At 39.4% G+C, this 26,709-nt stretch carries 29 protein-coding genes and 1 pseudogene; 17 read left to right on the top strand and 13 right to left on the bottom strand.

Features of this window, described 5'->3' with window-relative positions; all coding sequences use genetic code 11:
* The first annotated feature begins 6 nt into the window (after nucleotides 1–6).
* The 3 genes from IMO47_RS14030 to IMO47_RS14020 are packed head-to-tail and all read left to right on the top strand — an operon-like array spanning nucleotide 7 to nucleotide 1,047.
* Entirely contained in the window at nucleotides 7–186 is a 180-nt protein-coding gene (locus tag IMO47_RS14030; RefSeq protein ID WP_100885477.1) for a hypothetical protein, read from the top strand.
* Nucleotides 187–189: 3 nt separating this feature from the next.
* A complete protein-coding gene (locus tag IMO47_RS14025; RefSeq protein ID WP_100885476.1) occupies nucleotides 190–540 on the top strand; it encodes a phage head closure protein in 351 nt (116 codons plus the stop codon).
* Between the two features lie 3 nt (nucleotides 541–543).
* Nucleotides 544–1,047 carry an HK97-gp10 family putative phage morphogenesis protein gene (locus tag IMO47_RS14020; RefSeq protein ID WP_196076357.1) on the top strand — a complete coding sequence of 168 codons (504 nt, stop codon included), beginning with the start codon at nucleotides 544–546 and terminating at the stop codon, nucleotides 1,045–1,047.
* A 143-nt stretch (nucleotides 1,048–1,190) separates the two neighbouring features.
* Here IMO47_RS14020 and IMO47_RS14015 read toward each other — a convergent pair.
* The 3 genes and pseudogenes from IMO47_RS14015 to IMO47_RS14005 form a co-directional block, all read right to left on the bottom strand.
* Nucleotides 1,191–1,556, bottom strand: a pseudogene (locus IMO47_RS14015) (dioxygenase); the annotation flags it as partial.
* A gap of 155 nt (nucleotides 1,557–1,711) precedes the next feature.
* Nucleotides 1,712–2,002, bottom strand: a complete 291-nt coding sequence (gene catC / locus IMO47_RS14010) for a muconolactone Delta-isomerase (RefSeq protein WP_196076356.1) — start codon at nucleotides 2,000–2,002, stop codon at nucleotides 1,712–1,714.
* Between the two features lie 14 nt (nucleotides 2,003–2,016).
* Nucleotides 2,017–3,126 carry a muconate/chloromuconate family cycloisomerase gene (locus tag IMO47_RS14005; RefSeq protein ID WP_196076355.1) on the bottom strand — a complete coding sequence of 370 codons (1,110 nt, stop codon included), beginning with the start codon at nucleotides 3,124–3,126 and terminating at the stop codon, nucleotides 2,017–2,019.
* Nucleotides 3,127–3,247: 121 nt separating this feature from the next.
* Here IMO47_RS14005 and catM point away from each other — a divergent pair, with 121 nt between their 5' ends.
* Nucleotides 3,248–4,162: a cis,cis-muconate-binding transcription regulator CatM gene (gene catM, locus IMO47_RS14000; protein WP_196076354.1), complete on the top strand. Its 915-nt coding sequence runs from the start codon at nucleotides 3,248–3,250 to the stop codon at nucleotides 4,160–4,162.
* 142 nt (nucleotides 4,163–4,304) lie between these two features.
* On the opposite strand, the gene IMO47_RS13995 is transcribed toward catM, so the two are convergent.
* Both IMO47_RS13995 and IMO47_RS13990 read right to left on the bottom strand, forming a co-directional pair.
* Nucleotides 4,305–4,493, bottom strand: coding sequence for a hypothetical protein (locus tag IMO47_RS13995; RefSeq protein ID WP_004829530.1), 189 nt, complete (start codon nucleotides 4,491–4,493; stop codon nucleotides 4,305–4,307).
* A 180-nt stretch (nucleotides 4,494–4,673) separates the two neighbouring features.
* Nucleotides 4,674–5,252: a DJ-1/PfpI family protein gene (locus IMO47_RS13990; protein WP_196076353.1), complete on the bottom strand. Its 579-nt coding sequence runs from the start codon at nucleotides 5,250–5,252 to the stop codon at nucleotides 4,674–4,676.
* Between the two features lie 253 nt (nucleotides 5,253–5,505).
* Between IMO47_RS13990 and IMO47_RS13985 the strand changes: the two genes are divergently transcribed.
* Nucleotides 5,506–5,979: a hypothetical protein gene (locus IMO47_RS13985; RefSeq protein ID WP_196076352.1), complete on the top strand. Its 474-nt coding sequence runs from the start codon at nucleotides 5,506–5,508 to the stop codon at nucleotides 5,977–5,979.
* A 139-nt stretch (nucleotides 5,980–6,118) separates the two neighbouring features.
* Here the strand turns inward: IMO47_RS13985 and IMO47_RS13980 are convergent, their stop codons facing one another.
* Both IMO47_RS13980 and IMO47_RS13975 read right to left on the bottom strand, forming a co-directional pair.
* Nucleotides 6,119–6,637: a chromate transporter gene (locus IMO47_RS13980; RefSeq protein ID WP_196076351.1), complete on the bottom strand. Its 519-nt coding sequence runs from the start codon at nucleotides 6,635–6,637 to the stop codon at nucleotides 6,119–6,121.
* Nucleotides 6,638–6,643: 6 nt separating this feature from the next.
* Nucleotides 6,644–7,225 carry a chromate transporter gene (locus tag IMO47_RS13975; RefSeq protein ID WP_196076350.1) on the bottom strand — a complete coding sequence of 194 codons (582 nt, stop codon included), beginning with the start codon at nucleotides 7,223–7,225 and terminating at the stop codon, nucleotides 6,644–6,646.
* 176 nt (nucleotides 7,226–7,401) lie between these two features.
* Between IMO47_RS13975 and IMO47_RS13970 the strand changes: the two genes are divergently transcribed.
* From IMO47_RS13970 to IMO47_RS13950, 5 genes are all read left to right on the top strand, one after another.
* Nucleotides 7,402–8,286 carry a LysR family transcriptional regulator gene (locus tag IMO47_RS13970; RefSeq protein WP_196076349.1) on the top strand — a complete coding sequence of 295 codons (885 nt, stop codon included), beginning with the start codon at nucleotides 7,402–7,404 and terminating at the stop codon, nucleotides 8,284–8,286.
* Nucleotides 8,287–8,504: 218 nt separating this feature from the next.
* On the top strand, nucleotides 8,505–10,580 hold the full coding sequence (locus IMO47_RS13965; protein ID WP_196076348.1) for a M13 family metallopeptidase: 2,076 nt from the start codon (nucleotides 8,505–8,507) through the stop codon (nucleotides 10,578–10,580).
* A 262-nt stretch (nucleotides 10,581–10,842) separates the two neighbouring features.
* A complete protein-coding gene (locus tag IMO47_RS13960; RefSeq protein WP_196076347.1) occupies nucleotides 10,843–11,859 on the top strand; it encodes a hypothetical protein in 1,017 nt (338 codons plus the stop codon).
* A 668-nt stretch (nucleotides 11,860–12,527) separates the two neighbouring features.
* Nucleotides 12,528–13,049: a hypothetical protein gene (locus IMO47_RS13955; protein WP_196076346.1), complete on the top strand. Its 522-nt coding sequence runs from the start codon at nucleotides 12,528–12,530 to the stop codon at nucleotides 13,047–13,049.
* Between the two features lie 248 nt (nucleotides 13,050–13,297).
* Nucleotides 13,298–13,792, top strand: coding sequence for a DinB family protein (locus tag IMO47_RS13950; RefSeq protein WP_196076345.1), 495 nt, complete (start codon nucleotides 13,298–13,300; stop codon nucleotides 13,790–13,792).
* A 282-nt stretch (nucleotides 13,793–14,074) separates the two neighbouring features.
* Here IMO47_RS13950 and IMO47_RS13945 read toward each other — a convergent pair whose 3' ends face one another.
* Nucleotides 14,075–14,941, bottom strand: a complete 867-nt coding sequence (locus tag IMO47_RS13945; RefSeq protein ID WP_196076344.1) for a metal-dependent hydrolase — start codon at nucleotides 14,939–14,941, stop codon at nucleotides 14,075–14,077.
* Between the two features lie 111 nt (nucleotides 14,942–15,052).
* On the opposite strand from IMO47_RS13945, the gene IMO47_RS13940 reads away from it, so the two are divergent.
* Complete coding sequence (locus IMO47_RS13940) at nucleotides 15,053–15,673, top strand: TetR/AcrR family transcriptional regulator (RefSeq protein ID WP_196076343.1); 621 nt, start codon at nucleotides 15,053–15,055, stop codon at nucleotides 15,671–15,673.
* A 42-nt stretch (nucleotides 15,674–15,715) separates the two neighbouring features.
* Here IMO47_RS13940 and gatB read toward each other — a convergent pair whose 3' ends face one another.
* From gatB to gatC, 3 genes are read right to left on the bottom strand one after another with little or no spacing between them, the layout of a single operon-like run.
* Nucleotides 15,716–17,191: an Asp-tRNA(Asn)/Glu-tRNA(Gln) amidotransferase subunit GatB gene (gatB, locus tag IMO47_RS13935; RefSeq protein ID WP_196076342.1), complete on the bottom strand. Its 1,476-nt coding sequence runs from the start codon at nucleotides 17,189–17,191 to the stop codon at nucleotides 15,716–15,718.
* On the bottom strand, nucleotides 17,191–18,669 hold the full coding sequence (gatA, locus tag IMO47_RS13930) for an Asp-tRNA(Asn)/Glu-tRNA(Gln) amidotransferase subunit GatA (protein ID WP_196076341.1): 1,479 nt from the start codon (nucleotides 18,667–18,669) through the stop codon (nucleotides 17,191–17,193). Before gatA ends, gatB begins: the two co-directional genes overlap by 1 nt.
* 52 nt (nucleotides 18,670–18,721) lie before the next feature.
* Nucleotides 18,722–19,036 carry an Asp-tRNA(Asn)/Glu-tRNA(Gln) amidotransferase subunit GatC gene (gene gatC, locus IMO47_RS13925; protein WP_196076340.1) on the bottom strand — a complete coding sequence of 105 codons (315 nt, stop codon included), beginning with the start codon at nucleotides 19,034–19,036 and terminating at the stop codon, nucleotides 18,722–18,724.
* 134 nt (nucleotides 19,037–19,170) lie between these two features.
* Between gatC and IMO47_RS13920 the strand changes: the two genes are divergently transcribed.
* The 6 genes from IMO47_RS13920 to IMO47_RS13895 all read left to right on the top strand — a co-directional run bounded on the left by IMO47_RS13920 (nucleotide 19,171) and on the right by IMO47_RS13895 (nucleotide 23,948).
* Nucleotides 19,171–20,211, top strand: coding sequence for a rod shape-determining protein (locus tag IMO47_RS13920; RefSeq protein WP_005033052.1), 1,041 nt, complete (start codon nucleotides 19,171–19,173; stop codon nucleotides 20,209–20,211).
* Nucleotides 20,212–20,242: 31 nt separating this feature from the next.
* Nucleotides 20,243–21,100: a rod shape-determining protein MreC gene (mreC, locus tag IMO47_RS13915; protein WP_151803868.1), complete on the top strand. Its 858-nt coding sequence runs from the start codon at nucleotides 20,243–20,245 to the stop codon at nucleotides 21,098–21,100.
* The gene (mreD, locus tag IMO47_RS13910) at nucleotides 21,087–21,584 is read left to right on the top strand and encodes a rod shape-determining protein MreD (protein WP_196076339.1); all 498 of its coding nucleotides are present in this window, start codon (nucleotides 21,087–21,089) and stop codon (nucleotides 21,582–21,584) included. The genes mreC and mreD overlap by 14 nt, the downstream gene beginning before the upstream one ends.
* On the top strand, nucleotides 21,572–22,138 hold the full coding sequence (locus tag IMO47_RS13905) for a Maf family nucleotide pyrophosphatase (protein WP_196076338.1): 567 nt from the start codon (nucleotides 21,572–21,574) through the stop codon (nucleotides 22,136–22,138). The genes mreD and IMO47_RS13905 overlap by 13 nt, the downstream gene beginning before the upstream one ends.
* 51 nt (nucleotides 22,139–22,189) lie before the next feature.
* Nucleotides 22,190–23,644 (top strand): ribonuclease G, encoded by a 1,455-nt coding sequence (gene rng / locus IMO47_RS13900; protein WP_196076337.1) that lies wholly within the window; start codon nucleotides 22,190–22,192, stop codon nucleotides 23,642–23,644.
* 130 nt (nucleotides 23,645–23,774) lie between these two features.
* Complete coding sequence (locus tag IMO47_RS13895; protein ID WP_004829508.1) at nucleotides 23,775–23,948, top strand: PA1571 family protein; 174 nt, start codon at nucleotides 23,775–23,777, stop codon at nucleotides 23,946–23,948.
* Between the two features lie 102 nt (nucleotides 23,949–24,050).
* Here IMO47_RS13895 and IMO47_RS13890 read toward each other — a convergent pair whose 3' ends face one another.
* Nucleotides 24,051–25,511 (bottom strand): wax ester/triacylglycerol synthase family O-acyltransferase, encoded by a 1,461-nt coding sequence (locus IMO47_RS13890; protein WP_196076336.1) that lies wholly within the window; start codon nucleotides 25,509–25,511, stop codon nucleotides 24,051–24,053.
* Between the two features lie 173 nt (nucleotides 25,512–25,684).
* Complete coding sequence (locus IMO47_RS13885) at nucleotides 25,685–26,419, bottom strand: phosphoadenylyl-sulfate reductase (RefSeq protein WP_196076335.1); 735 nt, start codon at nucleotides 26,417–26,419, stop codon at nucleotides 25,685–25,687.
* Nucleotides 26,420–26,709 lie beyond the last annotated feature (290 nt).

Here is a 26,709-nt window from a genome sequence, read left to right as displayed (position 1 = left end):
GAAGCAATGACAGCACAGAATCAAGTGATAGCCACACAAAATCAAGTGATGAGCACACAGAATCAACAGCTGATTTCAATCGTGGATCAGAACAGTCAATTGATGAATCAAGTTCAAAGTCTGATTGAGTTGATTGGCGAAGAAGAGCAAGAGCAGGAACCTAAACCACAATTTCGGGATGATTAGTCCATGCAAGCTGGAAAATTACGCCATAGAATCACGATTCAAAAACTTGTTTCAGGTGGTCGTGATGAAGCTGGTATGCAAACAGGTGATGTTTGGGAAGACTTCATAACAGTATGGTCAAACGTGTCTGATTTATCTACCCGAGATATTATTGCGGATCGTGCCGTGCAGGGCACAATGCAAGCTCGAGCGCTTATACGTTATTCCTCAAAATCTGCTCAAATTGATACAACAATGCGAGTGAAGTTTGATGGTAAATTATACCGTATAGATGGTGCTCCAAAACATGACTTAGAAAGCCGTCGTGAATATCTCACTTTGAATTTAGCTGAAGGGTTAAAAGAATGGGGGTGATTGATGGCAGAACAATATATTCACGGTTTGGATGAAGTCGAAGCCAAGTTAGAGCTTTTATCTAATGGTAAGGCTGCTAAACGTGCAGCCACTCGATCTGCTCGAAAAGTTATGGCGGTTGTTAGAGCAGCTGCAATTGCTCAAGCAAAACAATTGGATGATTTGGAAAGTCCAGAACGGATTTGGAAAAATATTGTTGTGAAAGCTGGGAGAATTTCTGGCAATGACGTTATGATGAAAGTCGGCATTCGTGGTGGTGCAAAGTCTTATGTGAAATCTAAAGATAATGTACGAAAAGGATTAGCAGGTAAAAAATATAAAACTGATGGGGATAAACAAAACCCTGGTGGAGATACTTTTTATTGGCGATTTCTGGAATTCGGCACTCAGAATATGATTGCTTGTCCATTTATGCGTCCATCATTGCAAAACAATGTAAATACCATTACCAACAATTTTGCGGGCATTTTTAGCACTGAAATCGATAAGGAGTTGGCTAAGTTATGATTCCTATTTTTAATGTGCTGAGTGTAGAAAATACCCTTGTAGCTGATCGAATTTATCGTGATCTTGCGCCCGAGGAAGTTACTTATCCTTATGTCACATGGTTTTTGACAGGTGGCGAAGCGTTAAACGATAAAGATGAACCATCCATCATCCATACGGGCAAAGCCGACAGATTCAGGTGCGCCTGCGACATATAGAGGACCTTCAATCGTTCTTGGTGTTCCACCTGTAATACCTGCTTTCGCATCTGCTTCATCGGCACGTAAATCCAAATAGTGCTCTAGACCCAGACCTGCTGCAAGAAGCCCCAGTTCGTTGGCCTGTCCTGCATCGGTAAAATACTCTAAACCCTTCCAAAGTTCAGTTTGGGAAATATCCAGGTCCTCAATAGCCTGGAATAAATCTCCGAGCAATCGAACGACAATTTGCTGAACACGTGGATTTACTTCACCTGTTGCAGTGTCTACATTCATTTGTTGAACTAATTTATCTATTTCTTGGCGGTTCATACTGATTCTCCTGAAGTATGAAAGGTTTTACGTGGCTTGCTTTGCTTACTCATGGTTGATGAATGAAATATTTAAACCAACAGCTTTGCTTGCTCCATTGCGCACCACAGTCCTTGTTAATTACGACGATTTAAAAAATAAACGATCTATATGGTTCAGCTGTCATCTTCACGAATAGATGAGGGATGACGATTTAAAGCCATCACTTCGATATTCATGTATGGATACAGCGGGAGACCTTGTAAAATACTGTGCAGTTCTTCATTACTCTCAACATCAAAAATACTGATATTTGAATATTGACCTGTGATGCGCCAAATATGACGCCACTTTCCTTGACGTTGTAAATCCTGTGAATATGCTTTTTCAACAGCTTTTATTTCATTGGCTTTTTCAATAGGCATATCCAATGGGATATTTACATCCATTCTGACTTGGTAAAGCATGCGAACTCCTTGAATTATTTACGACGCAAGTGGTCAATTTTGTTTTCATCCAGTTCAATACCCAATCCAGAAGCTGTTGGAATTTTCAGCTCAAAATTTTCATATTGAAGTGGTGTTTTTAAAATTTGTTCTGTCAGCAGTAAAGGACCAAATAGTTCAGTGCCATAAGCTAAGTTGCTGAATGTGGAAAAAACATGTGCAGATGCGATGGTGCCTACAGGTCCCTCAAGCATCGTGCCACCATAGAGGTCTATACCTGCGAGGTTTGCCAGTTTTCCAACTTCACATGCTTCGGTTAAGCCTCCTGATTGAGCCACTTTCACTGCAAAGACGGATGCTGCATTGCGTTTAGCCAGTTCATAAGCACTTTGCGGTCCCATCAAGGACTCGTCTGCCATAATCGCAATATCAAACTTTCCCGTTAGGCGCTGCATGGCATCAATATTCTGAATTGCACAAGGCTGTTCAATCAGATCGATTCCGCCATCTTGGAGCATTTTGATGCCTTTAATTGCGGTTAATTCAGACCACGCCCGATTGACATCGACTCGAATTGAAATCTCATCGCCCAAAGCTTGCTTAATTGCCAAAACATGTTCGACATCCTGTTGCAAAGGTCGTGAACCAATTTTTAACTTGAAAATGTTATGACGTTTAGCGGCAATCATTTTCTTGGCTTCAGCAATATCTTTTTCCGTATCACCCGAAGCCAATACCCATAAGACAGAAATACTGTCACGTAAACGACCACCCAACAACTCACTGACAGGGATACCCAAACGTTGGGACTGAATGTCCAGTAATGCAGTTTGAATCGCACATTTGGCAAAACGGTTACCATTAATATTGCGTTGAATGATTTGCATCGTCTGCGCAATATTCAATCCAGATAAGGTCTTGAGCAAGGGTGCAAAATAAGTGTCTATATTGGTTTTAACACTTTCAGGACTCTCTTCACCATAACCTAAACCACCGATCGTGGTCGCTTCCCCCCAGCCAGTGAAACCATCTTCAGTGGTGATTTTAATCAGCACCAAAGTTTGTGTTTGCATCGTCGCAACCGCCATCTTATGAGGGCGAATGGTGGGGATCTCGACTAAGAGTGTTTCAATGGACTTATACATGTTGCGAATTTCTTAAGTATTAAGCTATTTATATACCCTAAATTAATGTAATATCTTTAACTAGGCTGTATTTGGTATTTTTAGATACTTAAAAGGTATATTAAGAGGCGAAATAGAAAAAATGGAATTAAGACATCTTCGTTACTTTGTGACGGTGGTAGAAGAGCAAAGTATTACCAAAGCGGCTGAAAAATTATGTATTGCTCAACCCCCGCTGAGTCGACAGATCCAGAATCTTGAGCAAGAACTGGGGATTTTGTTGTTTGAACGGGGTTCGAGACCTGTAAGAACGACTGAAGCAGGGCAGTTTTTTTATCAACATGCCGTACAGATCCTGACTCATACTGCTCAAGCAGCTTCTATGGCGAAACGTATAAGTGCAGTCAATAAAATTGTCCGTATTGGTTATGTCAGTTCACTTTTATATGCACTCTTACCCCAAATCATTTACTTGTTTCGCCAGCGTCATTCTGATATTCAAGTAGAGCTAATTGAGTGTGGGACCAAAGACCAAATCGAAGCATTAAAACAGGGCAAAATTGACTTGGGTTTTGGTCGTTTAAGGATTAGTGATCCTGCGATTAAGCGTATTGTATTGCGTGAAGAAAAGCTGAAATTGGCTGTACATAAAAATCATCGTCTGGCTGAATATATTGAACAAGGACTTTATTTATCACAAATTACCCATGAAACGATTTTCTCTTATCCCGCAACCCAAAAACCCAATTTCTCTACCTTGATTCAGTCGATTTTTACTGAATTGGGGCTGGTTCCTAAAGATATGGTTGAAGTGCGTGAAATTCATATGGCCCTTGGTTTGGTATCATCAGGAGAAGGGATCTGTTTGATTCCTGAAAGTGCCAGTGATATCGGGATGAAAAATTTAGTCTATATCCCAATTTTAGATGTGGAAGCCTATAGTCCAATTTCGCTATCTATTCGAAATATGGACCAAAGCAGCTATGTGCCGAATATACTTGCATGCGTGAGAGAGGTTTTTGAGCAGGAGAATATCCATTTAAAAATGAATGTGTAAATCATCTCAATTGATGAATGACTGTATGGAAACGTTCTTATATTCTGGATGTCGAATATAAGTTCTTAGAACGCTTCCTTGAAATAAATACTTCAAGTTTGAATGAAATAGAGCAATCAATGTTAACGCGTTCATCAAGAGGCTAAATTTTTTTCCATTGCAGATTTTCTTCATCAAAATTGATTAAAAAAGAGGTTCCCGACTCATCACCCACCAGATAAGAAGATGGGTTAACCATGAGAACTTTTAACAGTGTCCCGGCTTCAATGGTAATTGGACGTAAATTTTCTTTCGTTAATGTAACGGGTTGAAGTAATTCAATGATTTCCATTTTTTAAATTAACCTGTCGTTTGACTAAAAACTCATTCATTCATCATGACATAAATGAAGACCTGTAGGCTGAAATTTAAATTAAAAAGCGTCGCTGTAATGTATTGATATGTAATCTAAAGAATATTTATCAAGATTAGAGCTAGATTTTGACTTGCATGCAAAATCTAGCTGTTCAGGTTATAAAGTGATGGTGGCGCCAAGAACTTTAATAAATTGTGCTAACCAAGCCGGATGTGCAGGCCATGCAGGCGCAGTCACCAAATGACCGTCAGTCACGGCTTCAGTAACATCTATATCTGCATATTGACCACCTGCGAGTTTAACTTCAGCAGCACAAGCAGGGTAGGCAGAACATAGACGACCTTTTAATACATCAGCGGCAGCCAGTAGCTGTGCGCCATGACAGACTGCGGCAATCGGTTTCTTTACAGTATCGAATTCACGCACAATTTCAACAACACGTGCATTCATTCGCAAATACTCAGGCGCACGACCACCAGGAATGATCAAGCCGATATAATTTTGCACATCAACTTGGTCAAAATCATAGTTAATTGCAAAGTTATGACCACGTTTTTCACTATAGGTTTGTTCACCTTCAAAATCATGGATTGCCGTGGCTATACTGTCACCATTTTTCTTGTCTGGGCAGACTGCATGGACGGTATAACCTAATCCTGTAAGGAATTGGAAAGGCACCATGGTTTCATAATCTTCAGCATAATCACCGACTAACATCAAAATTTGTTTAGACATTTTTTCACCTGCTGTTCAAAAAATAGTTATCCTTTCAGGTAAAATAACATGCTCAGATTGCAGTTTTAAGTTGAATTTATACGGCTTTAGTCTTAATTTTATTGAGAACGTTGTAATAAATAGATATGCAAATTTCTTATTCTAAAGCAATACTTTTCAGCTTGAGAAAACAACGCTTGAAGCTCAATCCACAACAGGAAGAAGTCGCCGACTTATTTTAAAAGTGATGAATACAGGATTAAAAAGGAAAAATATGAAAAAGTATCTTTTGGGTATTGGTTTAGTGTTTGCAGCAACAGTAAATCATGCTGCGGCGCAACAAACAGTGTATCGGGGAATGGGGGAGGCATCTTCACAATTTCCAAGCTTTAAGAAAATGTTCAAAGATGGACTGATCAATAAAAAGGCAGAAGTTTCTAGATATGATTACAATGATGTATATCGACTCAAGAAACCCTTAAATTTTATGGGGCAAACTGTCGTTTTGGTTTCAGATGAGTATATGTCTAAATATGCAGGATGTTGTGTAAGTGAGGGCTGGGGAGCACTTGTCGCAAAAAATACAGATTTAAAACAATTAACTCAATTTGCAAAAGCCAATCAATGTTCATTGACTGAAATGGATCGAAGCAGTACAGACTACTATTATTATAAGCTGAAACAACTGCCAAAAGCACAATATTATGAACTTTCCTGTCGTGAACGAGATCTAGAAAACCAGCAGTAATTTGCATTCAATTCATTCACCAAATCCTCTTTAAAGGGGATTTGGGTTTTATTAGCGATGTGTTTTATAAGCGTTGCATTTTATAGAAATCGAGATTTCCAAGTTCAGTTGAAGAAAGTTAAACCTAATAGTAACGTGACTACAGAATCAGTACACCTGTTCCTGCACCAATCAACATTAACCATACGGGATGCACATTTTTAAATACGCTGAGTAGCACGGTAAGGACAACGATTGCGATCAGTAAAATATTTTGTGCGGAGGCTTGGGCAATAATCCATGCACTGACGAGCACTAAACCAACAGTAATGGGCTTTAATGCTTTTTCAAATCTCACACGTAATGGATGGCTTTTAAAATTATTCCAAAATTTCAGGGCATAGACAGTGATAATTGAAGAAGGTCCGAATTTGGCAAAAGATGTAACAAGCAATCCCATGGGTCCTGCAACATGCCAGCCGACCAACGGCACAATCATCATGTTGGGACCGGGTGCAGCCTGTGCCATTGCAAACATAGAACTGAATTGTTCAGCAGTCATCCACTGATGAACCACCACCACTTGATGTTGCATTTCTGGCAAGATGGCATTTCCACCGCCAAATGCCAGTAATGACAATTGAGTAAAAACTAAAGTGAGTGCGATAAGGACATACATTTTGTTTTACTCCTGAGTGAATCTACGCTGTTTAAATGCTAAAACTGCCATATTTACCGTGACTAAAATCAACAGTGTGAATGCCAAAGGCAGTTTGACCAGTAACATGAAAACAACAGTCAGAAAGATGGTGAAATAGGTTAGTTTGCTTTTCATAATCGGTTTTAGCATTTTAAACCCCGTGGCAAACAGTAAACCTGCCGCCGCCGCCGCTAAACCTTGGATCATGTGGCGAACAAAGACAATCTCTTGGAAATTGACATAGATTTGATACAGTGAAATCACGATCACTGTCGGTGCCAACATCAATCCGACCACAGCACTGATTGCACCTTTGATGCCTGCAAAATCATAACCAATTGCGACAGCCATATTGACAATATTACCCCCCGGCAGAATTTGGCAGACACCGAGTAAATCTGTAAATTTTTCAGCTGTCAGCCATTTTTGGTCTTCAACAATTAAACGATGGGCCAGTGGAAGTACGCCACCAAAGCCCATTAAACCAAGCTTCATAAAGCCTAAAAATAATGCTCTGCAATCGGGTGTTTCAATGGTTTGTACCACTGGCATTGCTTCACTATTCATTTAGACCTCTTCAATTGAATGTCCTGTGTGGATTGAATGTAATTATCTGCTTGTTGAGTTATAATTAAAAATGCTATTTTTGCTGTTATTCATACTTAAAAAGTATGGTTTTAGAGAATATTTTTCGCAACTTGACCCCAAAACCATTGAATAGATTTTTATATTGAGGTGGACGCATGATCGATATTCATAAACTCAAGGCTTTTGTTGCCGTGGTTGAAGAAAGCAATATTTCTCGTGCAGCTGTACGTTTGAATATGCAACAACCTCCCTTAACACGAATAATCAAAAATCTAGAAGATGAATTGGATACTCCGTTGTTAAAGCGCTTGCCTCGTGGCGTTGAGGCGACTGAAGCAGGTAAAGCACTCTATCAGGAAGCAGTCACAATCCTTGCACACGCGCAGGCGATTCCAAAACGCGTGCAGAATATCTCGAAAGGATTAGAAGGACAGATCAATATCGGCTTCACCAATTCAGTAGGTTTGCATTCATTTTTACCGGCGTTGTTACGGAATTTCCGTGAAAATTTTCCTGCTGTAGCCATTCATTTAGAAGAGGATGCGAGTAGTTCACTGATTGATTCAATTATTAATGAAAAAAATGACATCGTATTTTTACGTAAACCCGCACCCATTAATTTGGGATTAAAAAGCTTACATGTCTTGGATGAACCATTAATTGTTGCTTTACCGAGTAATCATCCCTTGGCTTTACAAGGTGAAGTGATTGATCTGTTGGATTTAGAACCCTATGACTTTGTGCTATATCGCCGTTTGGCAGGTCAGGATTTATTTGACAATATTTTGGCATGTTGTTATCAGGCGGGTTTCAGTCCAAGGATTGTTCAGGAAGCGCCTCGTTTAACATCGAGTCTAAATTTGATTGCAGCAGGGATTGGTTTATCCATTGTTCCTGAAGCAATTCGGGATTTTTGGAATAAACAGATTGTCTATAAGGCACTAAAAGCAGACACCACATGTATCGCACCGATTTATGCGGTGTATCAGAATAATGTTGAAAATGTACGTTTAAAACATATTTTAAATTTACTGAATTAATTTTTGTGCTCAATCTCAATCAAAATGAATTGTTTGTCATAAGATTTATATCACATCAGACCAATGATGAGATTGCATTAAATCGATGCTTGATTGAGTCGTTAAGAAATTAAAAAATAACGGAATCATTGCATTTTTGCTACACATAAAAGCTCTACCGGGGATTAGTATGGTTTTTTTAAATTTAAGTGTTAAAAATTAGAATTGAGGATAGGCTTTTGAAACTCAAATTTGTAAAAAATATTTTAGTATCAGCAATGATGTTGTCTTCTACTACTGTTTTATGGGCAGAAACAGCAGTGCAAACAGTTCAAACGATGCCTATCGCTGTAAAAGCTCAGAAAAAATCGGGGATCGATGATCAATATTTTGATCAAACTGTAAAAGGCAGTGATGATTTTTATCAGCATGTGAATGGAGGCTGGATAAAGAATACTGAAATTCCAGCGGATAAATCTCGTTGGGGTACCTTTGATATTTTGCATGAAGAATCATTAAAACAACTGCACGATATCGTCGATGAATTGTCAAAACAACAGTTGGCTCAAGGAAGTGCCGAACAAAAAGTTGCGACTTTGTATGCCAATTTTATGGACGAAAAGCGTATAGAAACATTAGGCATTCAACCCATTCAAGCTGAAATTGCAAATGTTGATGCCCTTAAAAATAAAAAAGATATTGCACAATTGGCAGCGCATTTTTCACGTATTGGTGTCACCAGCCCTTTTGATGTAGGCATTGACCAAGATATGAAAAATTCTACACAAATGATTGCGATGTTGGGACAAGGTGGTTTAGGACTGCCAGATCGTGATTATTATTTAAAGAATGATGCAAAATTTAAAAAAGTACGTTCGCAGTACCTCAGCTATATTGAAAAAACATTAAAACTGGCCGGTGATACTCAAGCTGCGCAACATGCACAAGCAATTTTAAAATTAGAAACGCAAATTGCGAAAATACAGTGGAGTAATGTACAAAACCGTGATGTATCAAAACTCTACAATATTTATAAAACTGAAGATTTAGCCAAACTCAGTCCAAAAATTGATTGGAAAACCTATTTAGAAAAACAAGAGTTGGCAGATAAAATTAAAATCATTCAGGTGATTCAACCGAGTTATTTTAAGGGTTTAAGTCCAATTGTAGACAATACATCACTGGATGTTTGGAAAGCTTATTTTAAATTCCATTTGGTCAGTGATTTTTCACCTTTACTCAGCCAAGCATTTGTAGACAACAGTTTTGATTTCTATAGTAAACAATTACGTGAAATCAAAGAGCAAAAACCGCGTTGGAAGCGTGGTGTGCAATTGGTCGAAGGAACTTTGGGTGAAAGTCTGGGTCAGATCTATGTGAAAAAATATTTCTCTGCTGAGAAAAAACAACGTATGGAATTACTGGTTCAAAACTTGATGAAAGCCTATTCAAAAAGTATTGAGCAATTGGATTGGATGAGTCCTGCAACAAAAGTACAGGCACAGAAAAAACTGGCAAGCTTTGCGGTAAAAATCGGTTATCCAAACAAATGGCGTGATTATTCTGCCTTGGACATAAAAAATGATGATTTGATAGGAAATGTGATTCGTTCACGTGAGTTTGAACATCAATATGCATTGAACAAATTGGGTAAACCTGTTGATCGTGATGAATGGGGCATGACACCGCAGACAATCAATGCGTACTACAATGCCTCTTTAAATGAAATTGTTTTCCCAGCAGCAATTTTACAGCCCCCATTTTTTGATATGGATGCTGATGATGCAGTGAACTATGGCGCGATTGGTGCAATTATTGGTCATGAAATCAGTCATGGTTTCGATGATCAAGGCAGCCAGTTTGATGAGTTGGGCAATATGAAGAATTGGTGGACTGCCGAAGACCATCGAAGATTTAAAGAGAAAACCAATGCACTGGTGGCTCAATACAATGCCTATGAACCGATTAAAGGCTACCATGTCAATGGTGAGTTAACATTGGGTGAAAACATTGCGGATAATTCTGGTTTGGCGATTGCCTATAAAGCCTATCAATTGTCACTCAATGGGCAGCCTGCGCCCGTGTTGGATAATTTAACCGGTGAACAGCGCTTCTATATCGGTTGGGCTCAGGCATGGCGTTCAAAAATCAACGATGCCATGCAAGTGGAACTGTTAAAAAGAGATCCGCATTCGCCAGATAAAGTCCGTGGCAACGCGACTTTACTGAATCAGACTCCTTTCTATGATGCCTTCCATCTTAAACAGGGAGACAAGATGTATTTACCTGCCAATAAACGTGTCACCATTTGGTAATGTCGTGAATCAACCTGCCAAATCAGCTGATGGTTTGGCGGGTTTTTATGATCATCTGTATTGTTGATTCAATAATGCCTTTGAAAATAGCTGTTTAGGTTGAGCTTTTTTTAGATTCAAGTAATTGATTATCCCTAATTCAAGTTTTTGTGATTTTTTTATCATTTTATTTAGATAAATAGTGAATAAATTCAATAGAATAAGTTTGTTATTTTGGCTTTTTTCAGCTATTTTCTTAAAAAATACAATTGAGAAATGTTAGGTGAATTTAAAAGCATTCTTTTGGTTTGCTGGGGTGGGTTGTGTACTACAGGCTTGTACAAGCATCTCGACTTCAACATCTGATACCTTTAAACAGTATGCGTCTCCGCAAGAAGTGATTGATAAGAAAAATATCAATGATAATCAACGCTCATCTAAAGAATATGTTTATGATTGGGGACCTAACCAAGGTCATCAATCAGTACAGTCATTAACACCAAAAACCTATTTAAATCGTTATTGTGTTGCCAAAGGCGGGCGTTTTAGCCAAGTTGAAACCAGTACCATGAATCTGGTCAAAGATGTGTGGACAAAGAAACTGTTGAAAACGTATAGCAGTGTGAAACAAGGTATTGGTGCATATCACTGCGTCGAAAGTAATGGTCAACAATGGTATGTTTCAATTGAACCTTTATCCGAGCGGAAGCTGGCACAAACTGAGACTCGTGCTGTTATCTTGCAGACCAGAGTATTATCTTTGGATGAATTAAAAAAACTGTATAACACTAATACTAATGTAGTAATTGCTGCGCAAGAGAAGAAATCAAAGCATCATCCTGCGAAAAGCACTGAAATCAAAGCCTACAATTCAAAAAATACCAATGTGAATTCTGTGGTGAAAACTCCTCCTGTAAAACCAATTGAAGAAAAGAAGACTGTTGGACAGGTCGTTGAAGAAGTGAAGGAAAAACCGCAAGCTGAAAAAGTAGTGAATACACCGCAAGCACAGCAGATGCAATTATACAGTGCTGCACGTAAAGATTTGGGACGTGGGCAAAATCAGATCAATGCCTGTAATAATGCCGAAAGAGCCTATAATTATGGGCGTTTACATGGGACAAGCGGAATCAATGCCTACGCAGAATCAGGTGTCTTGGTGGCTAGATGTTTAACCAATGTACCGAGTTATAGTCAACGGTTTTCTAATCCGCAAGATCGAGCTAAACGGATTTTGCAGAATTTATCGACCAACCAAAATCATGCCGTTGCTAAACACATGTTAAAGCAAATGAAGTGATGGGGCAGCAGATTGAAGTTGGATCGTTCAACATTATGGATTCAAGCCAAAGCTAGTCAAAGATTCTTGCAAGCGTATGAAATATTGCTTTTATGAGATTCACGATTGAGCGCAAAATGAGTTGAACAATAATCTCAGCAAACAATTCTTTTAAAAAATGCCCCAGTTTTTTTAAAATGTGAAAACCCCATCTGAACATGGCGCTGATTTTACTAAAGATGTAATCAATTATCGACCTAACAGGATGATGTTTATGTGATTGCCACCACTGTTGTAGCTTACTTATGTTTATTCTTGGAGGATTTTCACAAAAAATCAGCATATACAACCAGATCGAGAAAATAATACCTAGACATGACAGTGTGACATACAGTATTGACATAAAGTTTTGTTTTTAATTTTCATATGATGTTTACAGTATATTCTAAACACAATCGTACAAAATTTTTAAAATAATACAAAATAGACATCATAAAAGACAGACATTGAAAAAGCATGCTGAGAAACAACCGAACTAAAAAATAGCAGACTACAAAAAATCTTTTTCAATTTATTTAAAATTTTTTGTTGCGCTTGAAAATGAGAACTCTATCAAGTTACAGAGTCACAAAAGTGCTGATTCGTCATTTATGTTAAAACTGCCTAGGTCTTCAATTGGAAATTTTCCCATGTCACATCGAATTTTCGACTTAATTTCAAATCAGTTCTCAAAACTTGGACGCACTGTGTTGATCGCTAGCGCATTGATGGGAACTGCACAATTTGCTGTTGCAGGACCGACCGTCGACCAACTCAGTGATTGTTTAGTCAAAGCAACGACAGCAACAGATAAAACTACTGTACTCCAGTGGACTTTTGCCGCTTTATCCGCTCATCCTGACTTAAAGGCATTGAGTAATGTCAGTGATGCTCAAAGAACCCAACTCGATCAGAAATTTGCTCAGGTTTTACAACGCGTCATTGTTGAACAATGTGCTGTACAGGCAAAGGCGGTAATTCAAGCTGAAGGCTTACAAGCAGTAGGCGACAGTTTTCAGGAGTTGGGACGCAGTACGGGTGAAGATATTCTTAAAAATCCTGAGGTCAAAAAACAGTTGCAGGGCGTACTTCGTTATGTCGACTTAAACAAATTGGTGATGACTTTTTTAACTCCTGATATTTGGAATAAATTGGGGACGATTCGTCAATAAATCATCTTTTCAAGTTGTCTGAGAAAAGTGTTTTTGTTGTCTGGGTGAATTAAAAGTTGTACCGTGATCCCCCGATGGTCTCTTATTCAGGATTCAAGAGAGTAAGGGGGAATTCATTAAAAAATCTAACATTAAATTGCATTTTCGTCCGCAAATCAGCTGTTAGAACCTTATCGAAAGATTGGTTTTTTTAACTCTTTACATGCTATCTTGATGCCTGAATGGAAAGAATGTGCCAGGACATTTGAATGGATTTTGAAAAGCTGTTTTTATATAAACAATGGTCGGATCGACGCTTATTTGAAGCAATTGCCCAGATAGATGCGGCGCAGTATTCAGACGATTATAATTTTGCCAAGCAGCAATTCAATCATATGATCATTGTCGAAGAACTCTTTCGATCTCGGCTAGAAAATAAAAAAGCCTTACATAGTCAAACCAATACAGAAGTATTACCTGCATTTGATGAGTTGCAACAACGGATTGAACGTTCTGATGTTTGGTTTATTGGGTTTGTAAAACAGATTGAATCGAATCAACTGGCTGAAATCATTCATTTTCAATTTATCGATAAAAAAACAGGCAGCCTTTCCGTAGAAGAAATGCTCTTCCATATCATCAATCATGGCACATACCATCGGGGTAATATTGCCCATGCTTTGCATCATGCTCAAGTCGCTCATCCAGCAGATACATATACGGTTTTTATTCATCAACACGAACCTGAACGCAGGGCAGTTTGATAATTTATAAATAACAGATGATTTTTGCTTTTTGATATTAAAAAAAGCCGGAGGGTCGAATCAACAGTTTTCTTATTAAGTTAAGATTTAATTGTCAAAAAATAAAGAATACGTATAAGTATTCAAATGATAGGTATGAGGTGAAATCTCATACAAGCGAAATTGACCTTATCCGTAAATAAAAAATTGATTGAACGGGCGAAACTTTATGCTCTAATTCATTGGCTTGAACAGGATGCTGCTTATCAGTACCCTGTAATTTCATAGCGAATCAATGATGATTTAGCTTTTAAGACTTTTTATCAGTGTACCAGTCTCACCAAATAACTTTTCACGATATTCTGCTTCGAGTTGTTCAGTTTGCATATGTAGGGGATTGAAATTGTGATTTCTTATATCTAACATTTCAATCATAGCTTTTGATATGATTCCTATACGATTTATTCCTCCAAAGCCAAGATATATACCATCTTTCAGCTCCCGAATAGAAAACTTTATATCACTTCTGCGTAATATTTTGATCCAGTAATTAAACAGTACTGGAGAGAGAAGTTTAGTCACCCGTGTCAGGGCTATTCTTCTGTTTTTCGTTGTGTTGCCGCCTATGGCAACCAATACATCAAATGCAACGGATTTATGTTCAAGTTCTTCAAGTGCGTGCCATTCCCAAAGGTTTCTATTTTCTTGAATCGTTCTCTGTTTAATTAACGGATCCGTTAATAATAATCGTGCAAGCGTTGCAGTATAGTGTTCCATCACTACTGTTGCAGCCAATTGTTCAACTTTGGGAAGTTTTCGAAATTCATCTAATTTAGCGCTAGTTTTAGCTTCTATCTCTGCAACTTCAGGATAATCCGACTGGATGAGATGCTGATTCAGTGACTGATGTTCCCGACTATGAAAGGCTTCTTGGGCAATAAAATTTCGAATATCTTCTAGTAATTTCTCATCTGTAATTTGATCACGAACATTTCGTACGCTCTCAATGAAAAACAATTCACCGGGTGGAAACATGGCTGACAACACGACAAAAAGAGCGGTTACCACAGAATTATGTTCATAGTAAAAAGTAAACTTTTTGCTTTTATCAAATGGAATAATCACATTACGACGAATGATTTTCTGTAGAGATTGTGGCGAGATATTCATTTTCTTTTCCCTTTGCAATAGGTGATAATTTGAACAATATTTGTTTTGTATATAGAATCTATCAGTGAATTTATACGGAAAAAAGACGGATTTAATTATGGAATTTTTAAGATGGTAACTATAAGAAAACCAAAACAAAGTAGATCAAAAAATACTTATATGTCTATAATTGATGCAGGATTTATTTCGGTAAAAAGTAATGGCTTGGATTACACTACAGTATTGAAGGTATGTGAAATTGCCGGAGTGGGTTCTGGAAGTTTTTATGAATATTTTAAAAATAAGGAAGCCTTGTTTGTAGAAATGCAGCAACATTTTATTGAACAACTTGCCAAAGTGATTTACGAGGTCATCCCTACGATTCAAGAAATGGAAATTCCTGAAGCAATCAGATCAATTTTTTTACATATTGGTGAATTTTTAGCAAAAGATGAGAATAAATATTTCTACTGGTTGAGTGTTTCTAGCAAATACAGTACTGAGGCGAGTCATGTAAAAGCAGTAAAGGCAATCAATACCTTGGCGATTGAATATGCCGTTAAACATCCTGAAGTATTAAGAATAAAAAATCTAAAATTGATGGTTTATATTTTAATTAATTCCAGTGTTGCCCTGACGATAAATTTTTTTTCATCTCAAAATATGGGTTTTACATTTGAAGAATTAATTGATTGCCTAATTGATATTACAATGTCCTATATTGATGATGATCGTCATAAATTAAAAATATAAAAACCCGCTCTAAAGCGGGTTCTCTTCCCAGATCAAAGCAACTTAACCAATCAATTTCTTCATCAATTCATTGACTTGAGCAGGGTTGGCTTTACCACGAGAAGCTTTCATTACTTGACCGACTAGACCATTAAATGCTTTCTCTTTACCAGATTTATACTCTTCAACCATTTTTTCATTGGCAGCAAGTACTTCTTTGATAATAGCTTCAATTGCGCCTGTATCAGTTTCCTGTTTCAAGCCTTTTTCAGCAATAATGGCATCGGCAGTTTTGCCTTCTTCCCACATAAAGCCAAAGACTTGCTTGGCAATCTTACCGCTAATGGTGTTGTCGACAATACGTGCAACCATCCCACCCAGCTGTTCAGCAGAAACAGGAGAGTCAGCCAAGTCTAAGCCAGCTTTGTTCAAAGCGCCTGAGAACTCACCCATCACCCAGTTTGCCGCAACTTTACCTTGAGCGGCGCCGCCAGAAGCTGTAACAACCGCTTCATAGAAGTCAGCTAATTCACGAGAAAGTGTTAATACATGAGCATCGTATTCAGTGACTGCAAAATCTGCGATAAAGCGTGCACGACGTGCTTTCGGTAACTCAGGAAGAGCAGCACGTGCTGCTTCGATTTGTTCATCCGCAATGATCACAGGCAACAAATCAGGGTCAGGGAAGTAACGATAGTCGTTGGCTTCTTCCTTGGAACGCATTGAACGTGTTTCCATTTTATTCGGATCGAACAAACGCGTTTCCTGGTCAATTGAACCGCCTTCTTCCAAGATGTCCATTTGGCGTTGGATTTCAACATTGATGGCTTGTTCGATAAAACGGAATGAGTTGAGGTTTTTTAACTCACAACGTGTACCGAACGGCTGTCCCGGACGACGTAATGACACGTTACAGTCAGCACGGAACGAACCTTCAGCCATGTTACCGTCAGAGATCCCTAACCAACGCACCAAAGTGTGAATGGATTTGATATAAGCAACAGCCTCTTCCACAGAGCGCATATCAGGTTCAGACACGATTTCGAGTAAAGGTGTGCCCGCACGGTTTAAGTCGATGCCAGACATACCTTCGAATTGATCATGGATTGATTTACCTGCATCCTCTTCCAAATGTGCACGTGTTACACCTATACGCTTCACTGTGCCATCTTCAAGCTGAATGTCGATATGACCTAGCCCTACGATTGGATTGTCCATCTGGCTGATTTGGTAGCCTTTTGGAGAGTCTGGATAAAAGTAGTTCTTACGTGCAAATACCGATGCCTGATCGATATAGGCATCAATACCCAAACCAAAACGAATCGCAAGGTCAACCACTTCCTGGTTTAATACTGGCAACACACCTGGCATAGCCAAATCAACAAGACTGGCTTGGGTATTCGGATCCTGACCAAATTCAGTTGACGAACCTGAGAAAATTTTAGAGTGGGTTGCGAGTTGGGTATGGATTTCGATTCCAATCACGACTTCCCAACCGTCAATCAACTTTGAAGGTGCTAACTTTTGAGCTTCAGTCATTATGCATTCTCCTCAGCGATTGCTGCACGTTGGGTATGCCAGTCCGTGTTTTGTTGATATTGATGAACAATCGACAGCAGTTGTGATTCCGACCAGTAATTTCCAATGAGCTGTAAGCCTACAGGCAAGCTGTCTTTATCAAAACCAACAGGCGCATTGATGGCCGGTAAACCTGCCAAGTTCACAGCAAGTGTATAGATATCGCCTAGATACATTTCTGTTGGGCTGAGGTTTGCACCAATTTTGTAGGCTGTCGTTGGTGCAGATGGTGCAGCAATCACATCAACATTTTCAAATGCAGTTAAGAAGTCTTGTTGAATGAGACGACGTACTTTCTGTGCTTTCACGTAATAAGCATCGTAATAACCCGCTGAAAGGGCATAAGTACCAATCAAAATCCGACGCTGTACTTCAGCACCAAAGGCTTCAGAGCGAGAGCGTTTGTATAGATCTAAAATATCCTTTGGGTTTTCACAGCGATAGCCATAGCGGACCCCATCATAACGTGACAAGTTTGAAGATGCTTCAGCAGGTGCAATCAAATAATAGGTCGGTACATAAGCTTCAGTCATGTTGAGATCAATCTCAACCAAAATTGCGCCCATACTTTCCAGTGTTTTCAATGAATCTTCAACACGTGCCTTGACGTCCGCATCTAGACCTTGAACATTGAAGTATTGTTTCGGGATACCAATTCGTAATCCCTTCACAGCAGTTGCATTCAAGTTTGCAACATAGTCATCTACTTCTTTGTTGACTGATGTCGAGTCTTTTGCATCATGACCTGCGATGGTGTTCATCAAAAAGGCACAGTCTTCAGCCGAACGTGCCATAGGACCACCTTGATCCAGGGAAGATGCGAAAGCAATCATTCCGAAACGAGAGACACGACCATAAGTGGGTTTTAGACCTGTCAAACCACAAAATGATGCAGGTTGGCGAATAGATCCGCCTGTATCTGTACCTGTAGCAAAAGGGGCTAGATCAGCAGCAACCACAGCAGCAGAACCACCTGAAGAACCACCTGGAACATGTTCTAAGTTCCAAGGGTTTTTGGTTGCGCCATAGTATGAACTTTCAGAGGTAGAGCCCATGGCGAATTCGTCCATGTTGACTTTACCCAAAGTCACTAAACCGGCAGCTTTTGTTTTGGCTACAACGGTTGCATCATAAGGTGAAATAAAATTATCCAACATTTTTGAACCCGCAGAAGTTTTAATTCCTTGAGTACAGAAAATATCTTTATGTGCCAGTGGAACCCCAGCCAAAGGACCCGCTGTGCCATTTTTTAATAAATTGTCAGCAGCATCAGCTTGAGCCAAAGCGTATTCGGGAGTAACCGTTACATACGAGTTAACACGATCATCAAGTTTCGCAATACGGTCTAAATAGTGTTGAGTCAATTCGCGAGATGAAAATTGGGCAGATTTTAAACCTTCTGCCATTTCACGAATCGATAAACGGTGTAAATCAGTCATGAGTACAATTCTTTACGATTAATTTTTAAAAATAAGTTCAACTGATCAAATATTATTCAATCACTCTCGGAACAAGGTACAAACCATCCTGAACTGCGGGAGCAATGGCTTGATATTCTTCACGATGGTTGCTTTCCGATACCACATCTGGACGAAGTGGCTGCGGATGATCGAATGGGCTCTTAAGCGGTTCAACACCCTCGGTATTGATCGCTTTTAAGGTCTCCATCATCCCTAAGATTTTATTTAAACTTTGAGCATATTCAGCAGATTGCGTATCATTAAGCGACAATCGAGCAAGATTGGCGATTTGCGATACAGTTTGTGCATTTAATTCTGCAGAATGCTGAACATCTGAACTTGACATGATGTCTCACCTAATCAGTTTTAAAAAAATTCAAAATATCGTGCGTTATAATAAGCGATTGACTTGTTCAAATCATCACATTTAGTTAAAGTTGCCATCTTGCGTCCATATAAAGTTTAAACTGAGAACGACCCGTGATTCTAAAACGACTAATTGGCTTGTTTTCGCCAGATCTAGCCATTGATTTAGGTACTGCAAATACACTTATTTATGCACCAGGAAGGGGCATTATATTAAACGAACCGACAGTTGTGGCGATTCGTCACAGTGGTTCGCAGAAAATTGTTGCAGCTGTGGGTTTAGATGCTAAGCAAATGCTTGGTCGTACCCCAGCCAATATTTCTGCAATCCGTCCGATGAAGGATGGCGTTATTGCTGATTTCGAAGTCACTGAAACCATGTTAAATCAATTTATTGGTAAAGTGCATGAAAAACGCCTGTTCCCACCTGCGCCTCGTGTTGTTGTCTGTGTACCGTGTAAATCAACTTTGGTAGAGCGCCGTGCGATTCGTGAAGCTGTATTCAATGCTGGTGCCCGTGATGTACGTTTGATCGAAGAGCCTATGGCTGCTGCGATCGGTGCAGGTATGCCTGTAGAGCAAGCATGTGGTTCTATGGTCGTTGATGTCGGTGGCGGTACCACTGAAATTGCAATTATTTCCTTGCAAGGGTGTGTATACGCAGATTCTTTACGTATCGGCGGCGATGTTTTCGATGAGCAAATTATTAATTATGTACGTAAAGCACATGGTTGTGTAATTGGTGAAACGACTGCTGAAACCATCAAAAAAGAAGTCGGCATGGCAGTCGCAGACGGTAAAACATTGGAAATTGAAGTGCGTGGTCGTAACCTTGCTGAAGGTGTTCCACGTGCGATTACAGTGACTTCTGATGAAATCACGCAGGCGATTGCTGATCCATTACAGAGTATTGTATCTGCTGTAAAATCTGCACTTGAACAAACGCCCCCAGAATTATCTTCAGATATTGCTGAACGCGGAATCGTTTTAACAGGTGGTGGAGCATTACTGCGTAACCTGGATAAATTACTTGCTCAAGAGACAGGCTTACCTGTTGTTGTTGCTGAAGATCCTTTAACTTGTGTGACTCGTGGCGGTGGAAAAGTCTTGGAATTCTTTGACAATCCAAACCATGATATGCTTTTTGTAGGCTAAACTATACTCGATTAAGTTTAAGGATGAGGCGGTGCAACCGAATCTCTTTTCAAGACAACCGCCATCTTTTCGCTCTTTTATCATTGCGGTCATCACTTGCCTGGTAGTGTTGTTCTTTAACTGGCGCATGCCTCAAGTGATTCAACCTGCAAGAGAGGTCTTGTACGCGGCATATAATCCAATTTATGCCTTAGCAAGTTATCCTGTATTGTCGAAAGAATGGCTGAATCAACAAACAAAATCTGAAGCTCAGTTGCGTCGTGAAAATACTGCGATGCAAGCTGAATTGCTTCAGGCTCAAGTGCGTCTGCAAAAACTCTCAGAACTTTCTGCCGAGAATACCCGATTGCGAGGATTACTCGATACACCGTTAATTATTGACGGACGTATGGAGATTGCCGAAGTGATTGGAACGGATGCCGATCCATTGCGTCATATCATTATCATCAACCGTGGTTCAGCAAATCATCTTAAAGTCGGTCAGACTGTTTTAGATGATAAAGGGATCATGGGGCAGATCATCAACGTTTATCCGCACAGTAGCCGTGTCATGCTGCTTTCTGATAAAGAACATTCTTTATCAGTCCGTCTTGAAAGCTCAGGTATGCGAGCCATTGTGACAGGTACAGGCGATTTAGGGCATTTGAAAATGGAATATGTTCCAACAAGTGCTAACATCAAAGTGGGTGACAAGGTTTATAGTTCTGGTTTAGGTCAGCATTTTCCAGCAGGTTATTTGGTCGGTACTGTGTCTAAAGTAATGCGGCATAATACTGGAGAGTTTGCACAAATCGATGTTGTTCCAGCTGCACAGTTGGCAGGTGGGCATCATGTTGTGGTACTTTTCTCGGATTCATTAGCGATGGAGCAGCCAAATGTTGATCGCTAAAAAACTGCCATCAGAAAAACAGCGTAAGGATCCGCTATGGATCATCATTGTTTCGATCGTGATTGCTTCGATTCTCGTGGTTTATCCGATGTCCTATGCAATAGCGGGATGGCGTCCACTGTATATGTTTTTAATCATGCTATTTTGGGTGCTTTGTCAGCCAACTTGGTGTGGGATCTGGTTTGCATTTACGTTGGGTCTGTTCACCGATCTTTTGTTGGATGCACCATTGGGCATGAATGCATTAAGTTATGTACTGATTGCTTTTTTAACGCGTTATTTTATTCGTGAGAGACGTGTGCTGACATTTAGTAACCTTTGGGTGATCAGTATGCTGGCAATTCTTGCACATTTAACCTTTACCTTTATGGCACAAGTGATGGCAGGAACACATTTTTCAATAACACGTCATTGGCAAACTTTGGTCTCCAGTATTTTTTGCTGGCCAATTCTTTACTACTTATTGAAAAGATGGCGCATTTAATTCTTGCTTCAAGCTCGCCAAGGCGTAAAGCACTGCTGTTACAGTTGGGCTTGAACTTTGACACGCATAGCCCGGATGTTGATGAATCTGTATATAAACATGAGCAGATTGATCGCTATGTATCACGTTTGGCTCAAAATAAAGCACAAGCCGTTTTAAGCTTGTATCCGCAAGCTACGGTTATTGCTGCGGATACAAGTTTGGTTTTTGCCGATCAAATTATCGGTAAACCAGCATCCAAACAGCATGCTTTTGAAATTTGGACATTATTGTCAGGGCAGAAACATGAGGTGCTGACAGGTGTTTGTGTTGCAAATGCCAATCAATTATTGAGTACCGTGGTTCGTACAGAAGTTGAGTTTCAAGCTTTAACGCTCAGTGATATGGAAGCGTATTGGGCTACAGGTGAACCTTTGGGCAAAGCGGGTGGATATGCAATCCAAGGCATTGCCGCGAAATATGTGACACGGATTAATGGTAGTTATAGCAATGTCGTTGGGCTACCATTACATGAAACGATACAATTACTTGATCGTCTAGATCAATGCAGTTGAGGCACTAAATTAACTGCAAAAAAGAATTTTTATAATGTTTTGAGTTGAATTATGTCTGACGAGTTACTGATTAACGTCACACCTATGGAGTGTCGTGTGGCGTTAATTCAAAATGGTACGGTCAATGAATTATTTGTTGAGCGAACTGTTAAACGAGGGTTGGTCGGTAATATTTACAAAGGAAAGGTCGTGCGTGTCCTGCCCGGGATGCAGGCTGCTTTTGTGGATATTGGCTTGTCACGCACCGCATTTTTACATATCAATGATATGATTTGGCCACGTAATCAGCCTACGCCGAATGTTTTTGAACTATTGCAACCCGGTCAGATTCTGACAGTACAAGTGATGAAAGACATGCTGGGTACTAAAGGTGCACGACTCAGTACTGATCTTTCTATTCCTTCACGCTATCTGGTTTTGATGCCCTATGGGAGTCATATTGGCGTTTCACAACGGATAGAGTCTGAAGAAGAACGCGATCGCTTGCGTTCAATGATTGAAAGGATTCAAGAAGAGCATAAGCTTCCTGGTTCAGTCATTGTTCGTACAGCAGCTGATGGAATTGATGAAGCATCCATTGCACAGGACATGGCTTATTTAGCTAAGCTTTGGGAATTTATTCAGAAAAAGCAGAAAATTATTGCGGTTCCTTCACTGATTTTCGAAGAACTCCCTTTACCTCAACGCGTGATTCGTGATTTAGCAAATGAAGACACGGCAACGATTTATGTCGATTCACGTGAAATACATGCGAAGTTACAAGAGTTTGTGGCAGAGTTTGTTCCAAGCATGGGGAGCCGCTTGCAACACTATCCTGGTGAACGTCCATTGTTTGATTTGTACAATGTTGAAGAAGACATTCAAAAAGCATTACAAACTCGGGTTGCATTAAAGTCTGGTGGTTATTTGATGATTGACCAGACGGAAGCAATGACCACGATTGATGTCAACACAGGTTCTTATGTGGGCGGTCGTACCCTTGAGGATACTGTCTTCAAAACCAACATGGAAGCCACACAGGTGATTTCACGTCAGTTACGGTTACGTAATTTGGGTGGCATTATTATTATTGATTTCATTGATATGCAGGAAGCTGTGCATCGCGAAGAAGTCATGAACCAGTTTGAGAAAATGCTTGAGCGTGATCATGCCAAGACTAAAATTACCCAAGTCTCTGAACTGGGTTTGGTGGAAATGACACGCAAACGTACCCGTGAATCGTTGGAACATTTGTTATGTGAATCATGTCCAACCTGTCAGGGGCGTGGATTTGTAAAAACAGCAGAGACAGTGTGTTACGAAATTTTTCGAGAAATTCTTCGATATACACGCGCTTATGAATCTCAGAGTGGCTTTACTGTTATCGGTCATCCCTCTGTGATTGATCGGCTGTTAACAGCAGAAGCCCCGGCTGTCGCGGATTTGGAGCATTTTATTAACCGTGTGATTAAATTTCAGGTTGAAAATTTATACACGCAAGAGCAATACGATATCATTTTAAGTTAAAATTGTAACAGGATGTCGTTAAACAGTTGTTACATCTGAAATTTTACTTTTTAAGCTGATTTCACAATACTAGATTGCAAAGGTAGCCAAAGACTCTCTCCCTACCAGTCTTAGCAAGTGAGGTCATAAAATGAGCGTAAGTGAACAATTAATAAGTCGCGGTATAAAGCATGTATTAGAAAACCAACCTAAGAATACATGTGTAATGTTGGATGACAATGGTCAAGAAGTGAAAATTACCAAAGACATGGTTGTAAATGTCTGTCACCAATTACTCAATAAATGTCGTAATGTTAAAGATTAAGGGGCATCAATAAGCCCCTTAATTTTTTATAGAATTAAATTTTTATATCACTCAAATCTAATGATCAATAAGAAATCATCCGTTCAGTGAAGATTGAAAAGCCTAAGCAGGCTTCTCTACTGTATTTGACTGAACCATAATATCTTGTGTATAGACTGGCGTATCGTCGTTTTTTTCAACGGGTGGTTCAACAAATTTTTCCATGGCATTTTTTTGCGTAATCAGTTGTTCAAATTTCTGAATCTCATTCTCTAAATGGGTCAGTAGATTTTGCAACTTCGGCAATGACTTACGGCAACCTGTTAAACCCACTTCCAATTTATCCAGATAACTGGTCATGGTAATATTCAATGCCTGACCATCGAGTACGATGGATGCTGGGTAGAGTGCATCCAGCTTAGCACCATTCCAGTACAAAGGTTCTCTTGGACCCGGTACGTTGGAAATAATCACATTAAAAGCCTGACGCTTGGGCATAAGCCCTGATGCAATGTTGATACCTGCAGCACCAAAAACAAAAGCACTATAATTCAGAATTTGATCTGAACTCATGCGTTTAAAGCGATTCTTGGCGTTTTGTACACTGCGTTTGATGATATCTAAGCGTTCTAAAGGATCTTCTTTATGGGTACCTAAATTTGCCAAAATCATGGTGATGCGATTGCTCATATCCGAATCGTCATCACGTAATGAGGCAGGCACCATGGCAATCAAAGGTTTTTTAGGCAAGGCGTCTTGGGTGATTAGATAATCCCGAATAGCGCCCGAACACACTGCAAGTACAACATCATTGATGGTTACACCCAGTGCTTTTGAGATGTTTCTAAAGCGATCAAGTTCAAAAGATTGTGCTGCAAAACGCCGAGAAGAACTTACCCGTTGGTTAAATAAACTACTCGGTGCTTGAAAACTTGAAACATAGTCAGGGTTCTTGCCCATTTCTTTAAAAACAGTTTGAAACAGCTCCTGAGTAACTTTCGGGGCAGCTTCAACTTGGTTTTTTAATGCGGAAAATACTTTTTTGACCCGTCCAAGTTTGGTTTCTTTAAGACGTTTGGCACGTTTTCCTTCAACACACCATGGTGGAACAATGGTTTTTGAGTGCGCATCTTTAGAGAATGATTTTTCTAAGAGACGCATACCTGCAACACCGTCAATCATTGCATGATGGATTTTAAAATACATGGCAAAACGATTGCCCTCGATCCCTTCAATGATATGGCAAGTCCAAAGCGGTTTTGCACGGTCAATCAGCGCGCTATGTTCTTGTGAAATATAAACCAATAATTCACGAATACGTCCCGGATGAGGCAGGGCGATATGACGGAAATGATGATCAATATCGAATTCTTCATCTTCATCCCAAAATAAACCATTAAGACGATTGTTAAATGGAGGAACAGGAATAGACTTTGAATTGCGAATATCAGCGACAAGGTCTTGTATAAACGTTGAGGGTGCATGTTCAGGTATTTGAAATAAGAACAATCCACCAACATGCATCGGTTGCTGTCGTTTTTCTAAATTTAAAAAAATGAAATCAATAGGGTGTAATGGGCGCATGGTCTTGGATTGCCTCACTGCAATTTCTACAACAACTCATTTGTGAGTGTTAGATTGTTAGAATTATAGAACCGAGTAAATAGTATAAAACTTTTTTAGACATAAAATCCAAGCATTTCGATGAATGTAAGGTTTACAAAAAGTCATTAAATTTAATGACTTTTTTTTTACCATTATTTTTGAAGATTGCCTGCATGTAAACCGCATTCTTTATGCGTTGCTTCTTCCCACCACCAACGACCCTCGCGTTCATGTTGATTGGGAAGTACTGGTCGCGTACAGGGTTCACAACCGATTGAAATAAAACCTTTTTCATGTAAGGGGTTGTAAGGAATTTCCATCATGCGGATATAGTTCCAAACATCTGCACTGGACCAATTGGCCAAAGGATTGTATTTGATTAACTGTTTTCCTTCACCTGAAAAACCTGCATCAGCTTGAATGACAGGAATCGCTGTACGTGTTCCCGGACTTTGATCTTTACGTTGACCTGTAATCCAACCATCTAAAGTGGCCAGTTTTTTACGTAAGGGTTGTACCTTTCGGATACCGCAACATTCTTTATGATCATCTTGATAGAAACTGAATAAACCCTTTTCATTAACCAATTGCTGAACCGCATCTGATTCAGGAAAGCAAATCTCAATTTTTATGCCGTAGTGCTTACGAACAGTGTCAATAAATTGATAGGTTTCAGGATGTAAACGTCCGGTATCTAAACTGAATACACGAAATGGTTTCCCTAAATTATGTGCCATATCAATCAGAACAACATCTTCTGCGCCAGAAAATGAAATAGCGATTTCACCTTCTTGTGAAAGTGCAAGCTCTAAAATTTCAGAAGGGGATTTGTCTGCATACTCTGTTGCTAGAGCATCAACAAGATCTATAGTGGGAATGGCGGTCATGTCTGCTCCTGGCAGTTAGCTTGAAGCTATGTTGTTCATCAACATTCTAAAAGATATTTCAATTTAGGCATTTTAGCAAAAATTAAAGCAATTCAATTTTGTGTGAATGTTATCTTTGAGATGTGCGTATATTTTAAAGTAAATGAAATATTGTGCTTAGCAGATTAATTAAAATGCTTATGAATAAAAAAGATTTAATAGCTGTATTCAGTTTGAGTATAGAGTAAAGAAGATACCCCATAGAACATGGATAAAGGGAGCATAATTCTACTAGAAGCACATGCCGTCAT

Source organism: Acinetobacter sp. Res13-Abat-PEC15-P4-01, from assembly GCF_015676285.1.
Taxonomy (GTDB): domain Bacteria; phylum Pseudomonadota; class Gammaproteobacteria; order Pseudomonadales; family Moraxellaceae; genus Acinetobacter; species Acinetobacter nematophilus.
This window is presented reverse-complemented; position numbering and strand designations above follow the sequence as displayed.

Excerpts from the sequence above, each read along its gene's own strand:
- IMO47_RS14030 (WP_100885477.1), top strand. The coding sequence starts at position 7 with ATGACAGCACAGAATCAAGTGATAGCCACACAAAATCAAGTGATGAGC.
- IMO47_RS14025 (WP_100885476.1), top strand. The coding sequence starts at position 190 with ATGCAAGCTGGAAAATTACGCCATAGAATCACGATTCAAAAACTTGTT.
- IMO47_RS14020 (WP_196076357.1), top strand. The coding sequence starts at position 544 with ATGGCAGAACAATATATTCACGGTTTGGATGAAGTCGAAGCCAAGTTA.
- catC (WP_196076356.1), bottom strand. The coding sequence starts at position 2,002 with ATGCTTTACCAAGTCAGAATGGATGTAAATATCCCATTGGATATGCCT.
- IMO47_RS14005 (WP_196076355.1), bottom strand. The coding sequence starts at position 3,126 with ATGTATAAGTCCATTGAAACACTCTTAGTCGAGATCCCCACCATTCGC.
- catM (WP_196076354.1), top strand. The coding sequence starts at position 3,248 with ATGGAATTAAGACATCTTCGTTACTTTGTGACGGTGGTAGAAGAGCAA.
- IMO47_RS13995 (WP_004829530.1), bottom strand. The coding sequence starts at position 4,493 with ATGGAAATCATTGAATTACTTCAACCCGTTACATTAACGAAAGAAAAT.
- IMO47_RS13990 (WP_196076353.1), bottom strand. The coding sequence starts at position 5,252 with ATGTCTAAACAAATTTTGATGTTAGTCGGTGATTATGCTGAAGATTAT.
- IMO47_RS13985 (WP_196076352.1), top strand. The coding sequence starts at position 5,506 with ATGAAAAAGTATCTTTTGGGTATTGGTTTAGTGTTTGCAGCAACAGTA.
- IMO47_RS13980 (WP_196076351.1), bottom strand. The coding sequence starts at position 6,637 with ATGTATGTCCTTATCGCACTCACTTTAGTTTTTACTCAATTGTCATTA.
- IMO47_RS13975 (WP_196076350.1), bottom strand. The coding sequence starts at position 7,225 with ATGAATAGTGAAGCAATGCCAGTGGTACAAACCATTGAAACACCCGAT.
- IMO47_RS13970 (WP_196076349.1), top strand. The coding sequence starts at position 7,402 with ATGATCGATATTCATAAACTCAAGGCTTTTGTTGCCGTGGTTGAAGAA.
- IMO47_RS13955 (WP_196076346.1), top strand. The coding sequence starts at position 12,528 with ATGTCACATCGAATTTTCGACTTAATTTCAAATCAGTTCTCAAAACTT.
- IMO47_RS13950 (WP_196076345.1), top strand. The coding sequence starts at position 13,298 with ATGGATTTTGAAAAGCTGTTTTTATATAAACAATGGTCGGATCGACGC.
- IMO47_RS13945 (WP_196076344.1), bottom strand. The coding sequence starts at position 14,941 with ATGAATATCTCGCCACAATCTCTACAGAAAATCATTCGTCGTAATGTG.
- IMO47_RS13940 (WP_196076343.1), top strand. The coding sequence starts at position 15,053 with ATGGTAACTATAAGAAAACCAAAACAAAGTAGATCAAAAAATACTTAT.
- gatB (WP_196076342.1), bottom strand. The coding sequence starts at position 17,191 with ATGACTGAAGCTCAAAAGTTAGCACCTTCAAAGTTGATTGACGGTTGG.
- gatA (WP_196076341.1), bottom strand. The coding sequence starts at position 18,669 with ATGACTGATTTACACCGTTTATCGATTCGTGAAATGGCAGAAGGTTTA.
- gatC (WP_196076340.1), bottom strand. The coding sequence starts at position 19,036 with ATGTCAAGTTCAGATGTTCAGCATTCTGCAGAATTAAATGCACAAACT.
- mreD (WP_196076339.1), top strand. The coding sequence starts at position 21,087 with ATGTTGATCGCTAAAAAACTGCCATCAGAAAAACAGCGTAAGGATCCG.
- IMO47_RS13905 (WP_196076338.1), top strand. The coding sequence starts at position 21,572 with ATGGCGCATTTAATTCTTGCTTCAAGCTCGCCAAGGCGTAAAGCACTG.
- rng (WP_196076337.1), top strand. The coding sequence starts at position 22,190 with ATGTCTGACGAGTTACTGATTAACGTCACACCTATGGAGTGTCGTGTG.
- IMO47_RS13895 (WP_004829508.1), top strand. The coding sequence starts at position 23,775 with ATGAGCGTAAGTGAACAATTAATAAGTCGCGGTATAAAGCATGTATTA.
- IMO47_RS13890 (WP_196076336.1), bottom strand. The coding sequence starts at position 25,511 with ATGCGCCCATTACACCCTATTGATTTCATTTTTTTAAATTTAGAAAAA.
- IMO47_RS13885 (WP_196076335.1), bottom strand. The coding sequence starts at position 26,419 with ATGACCGCCATTCCCACTATAGATCTTGTTGATGCTCTAGCAACAGAG.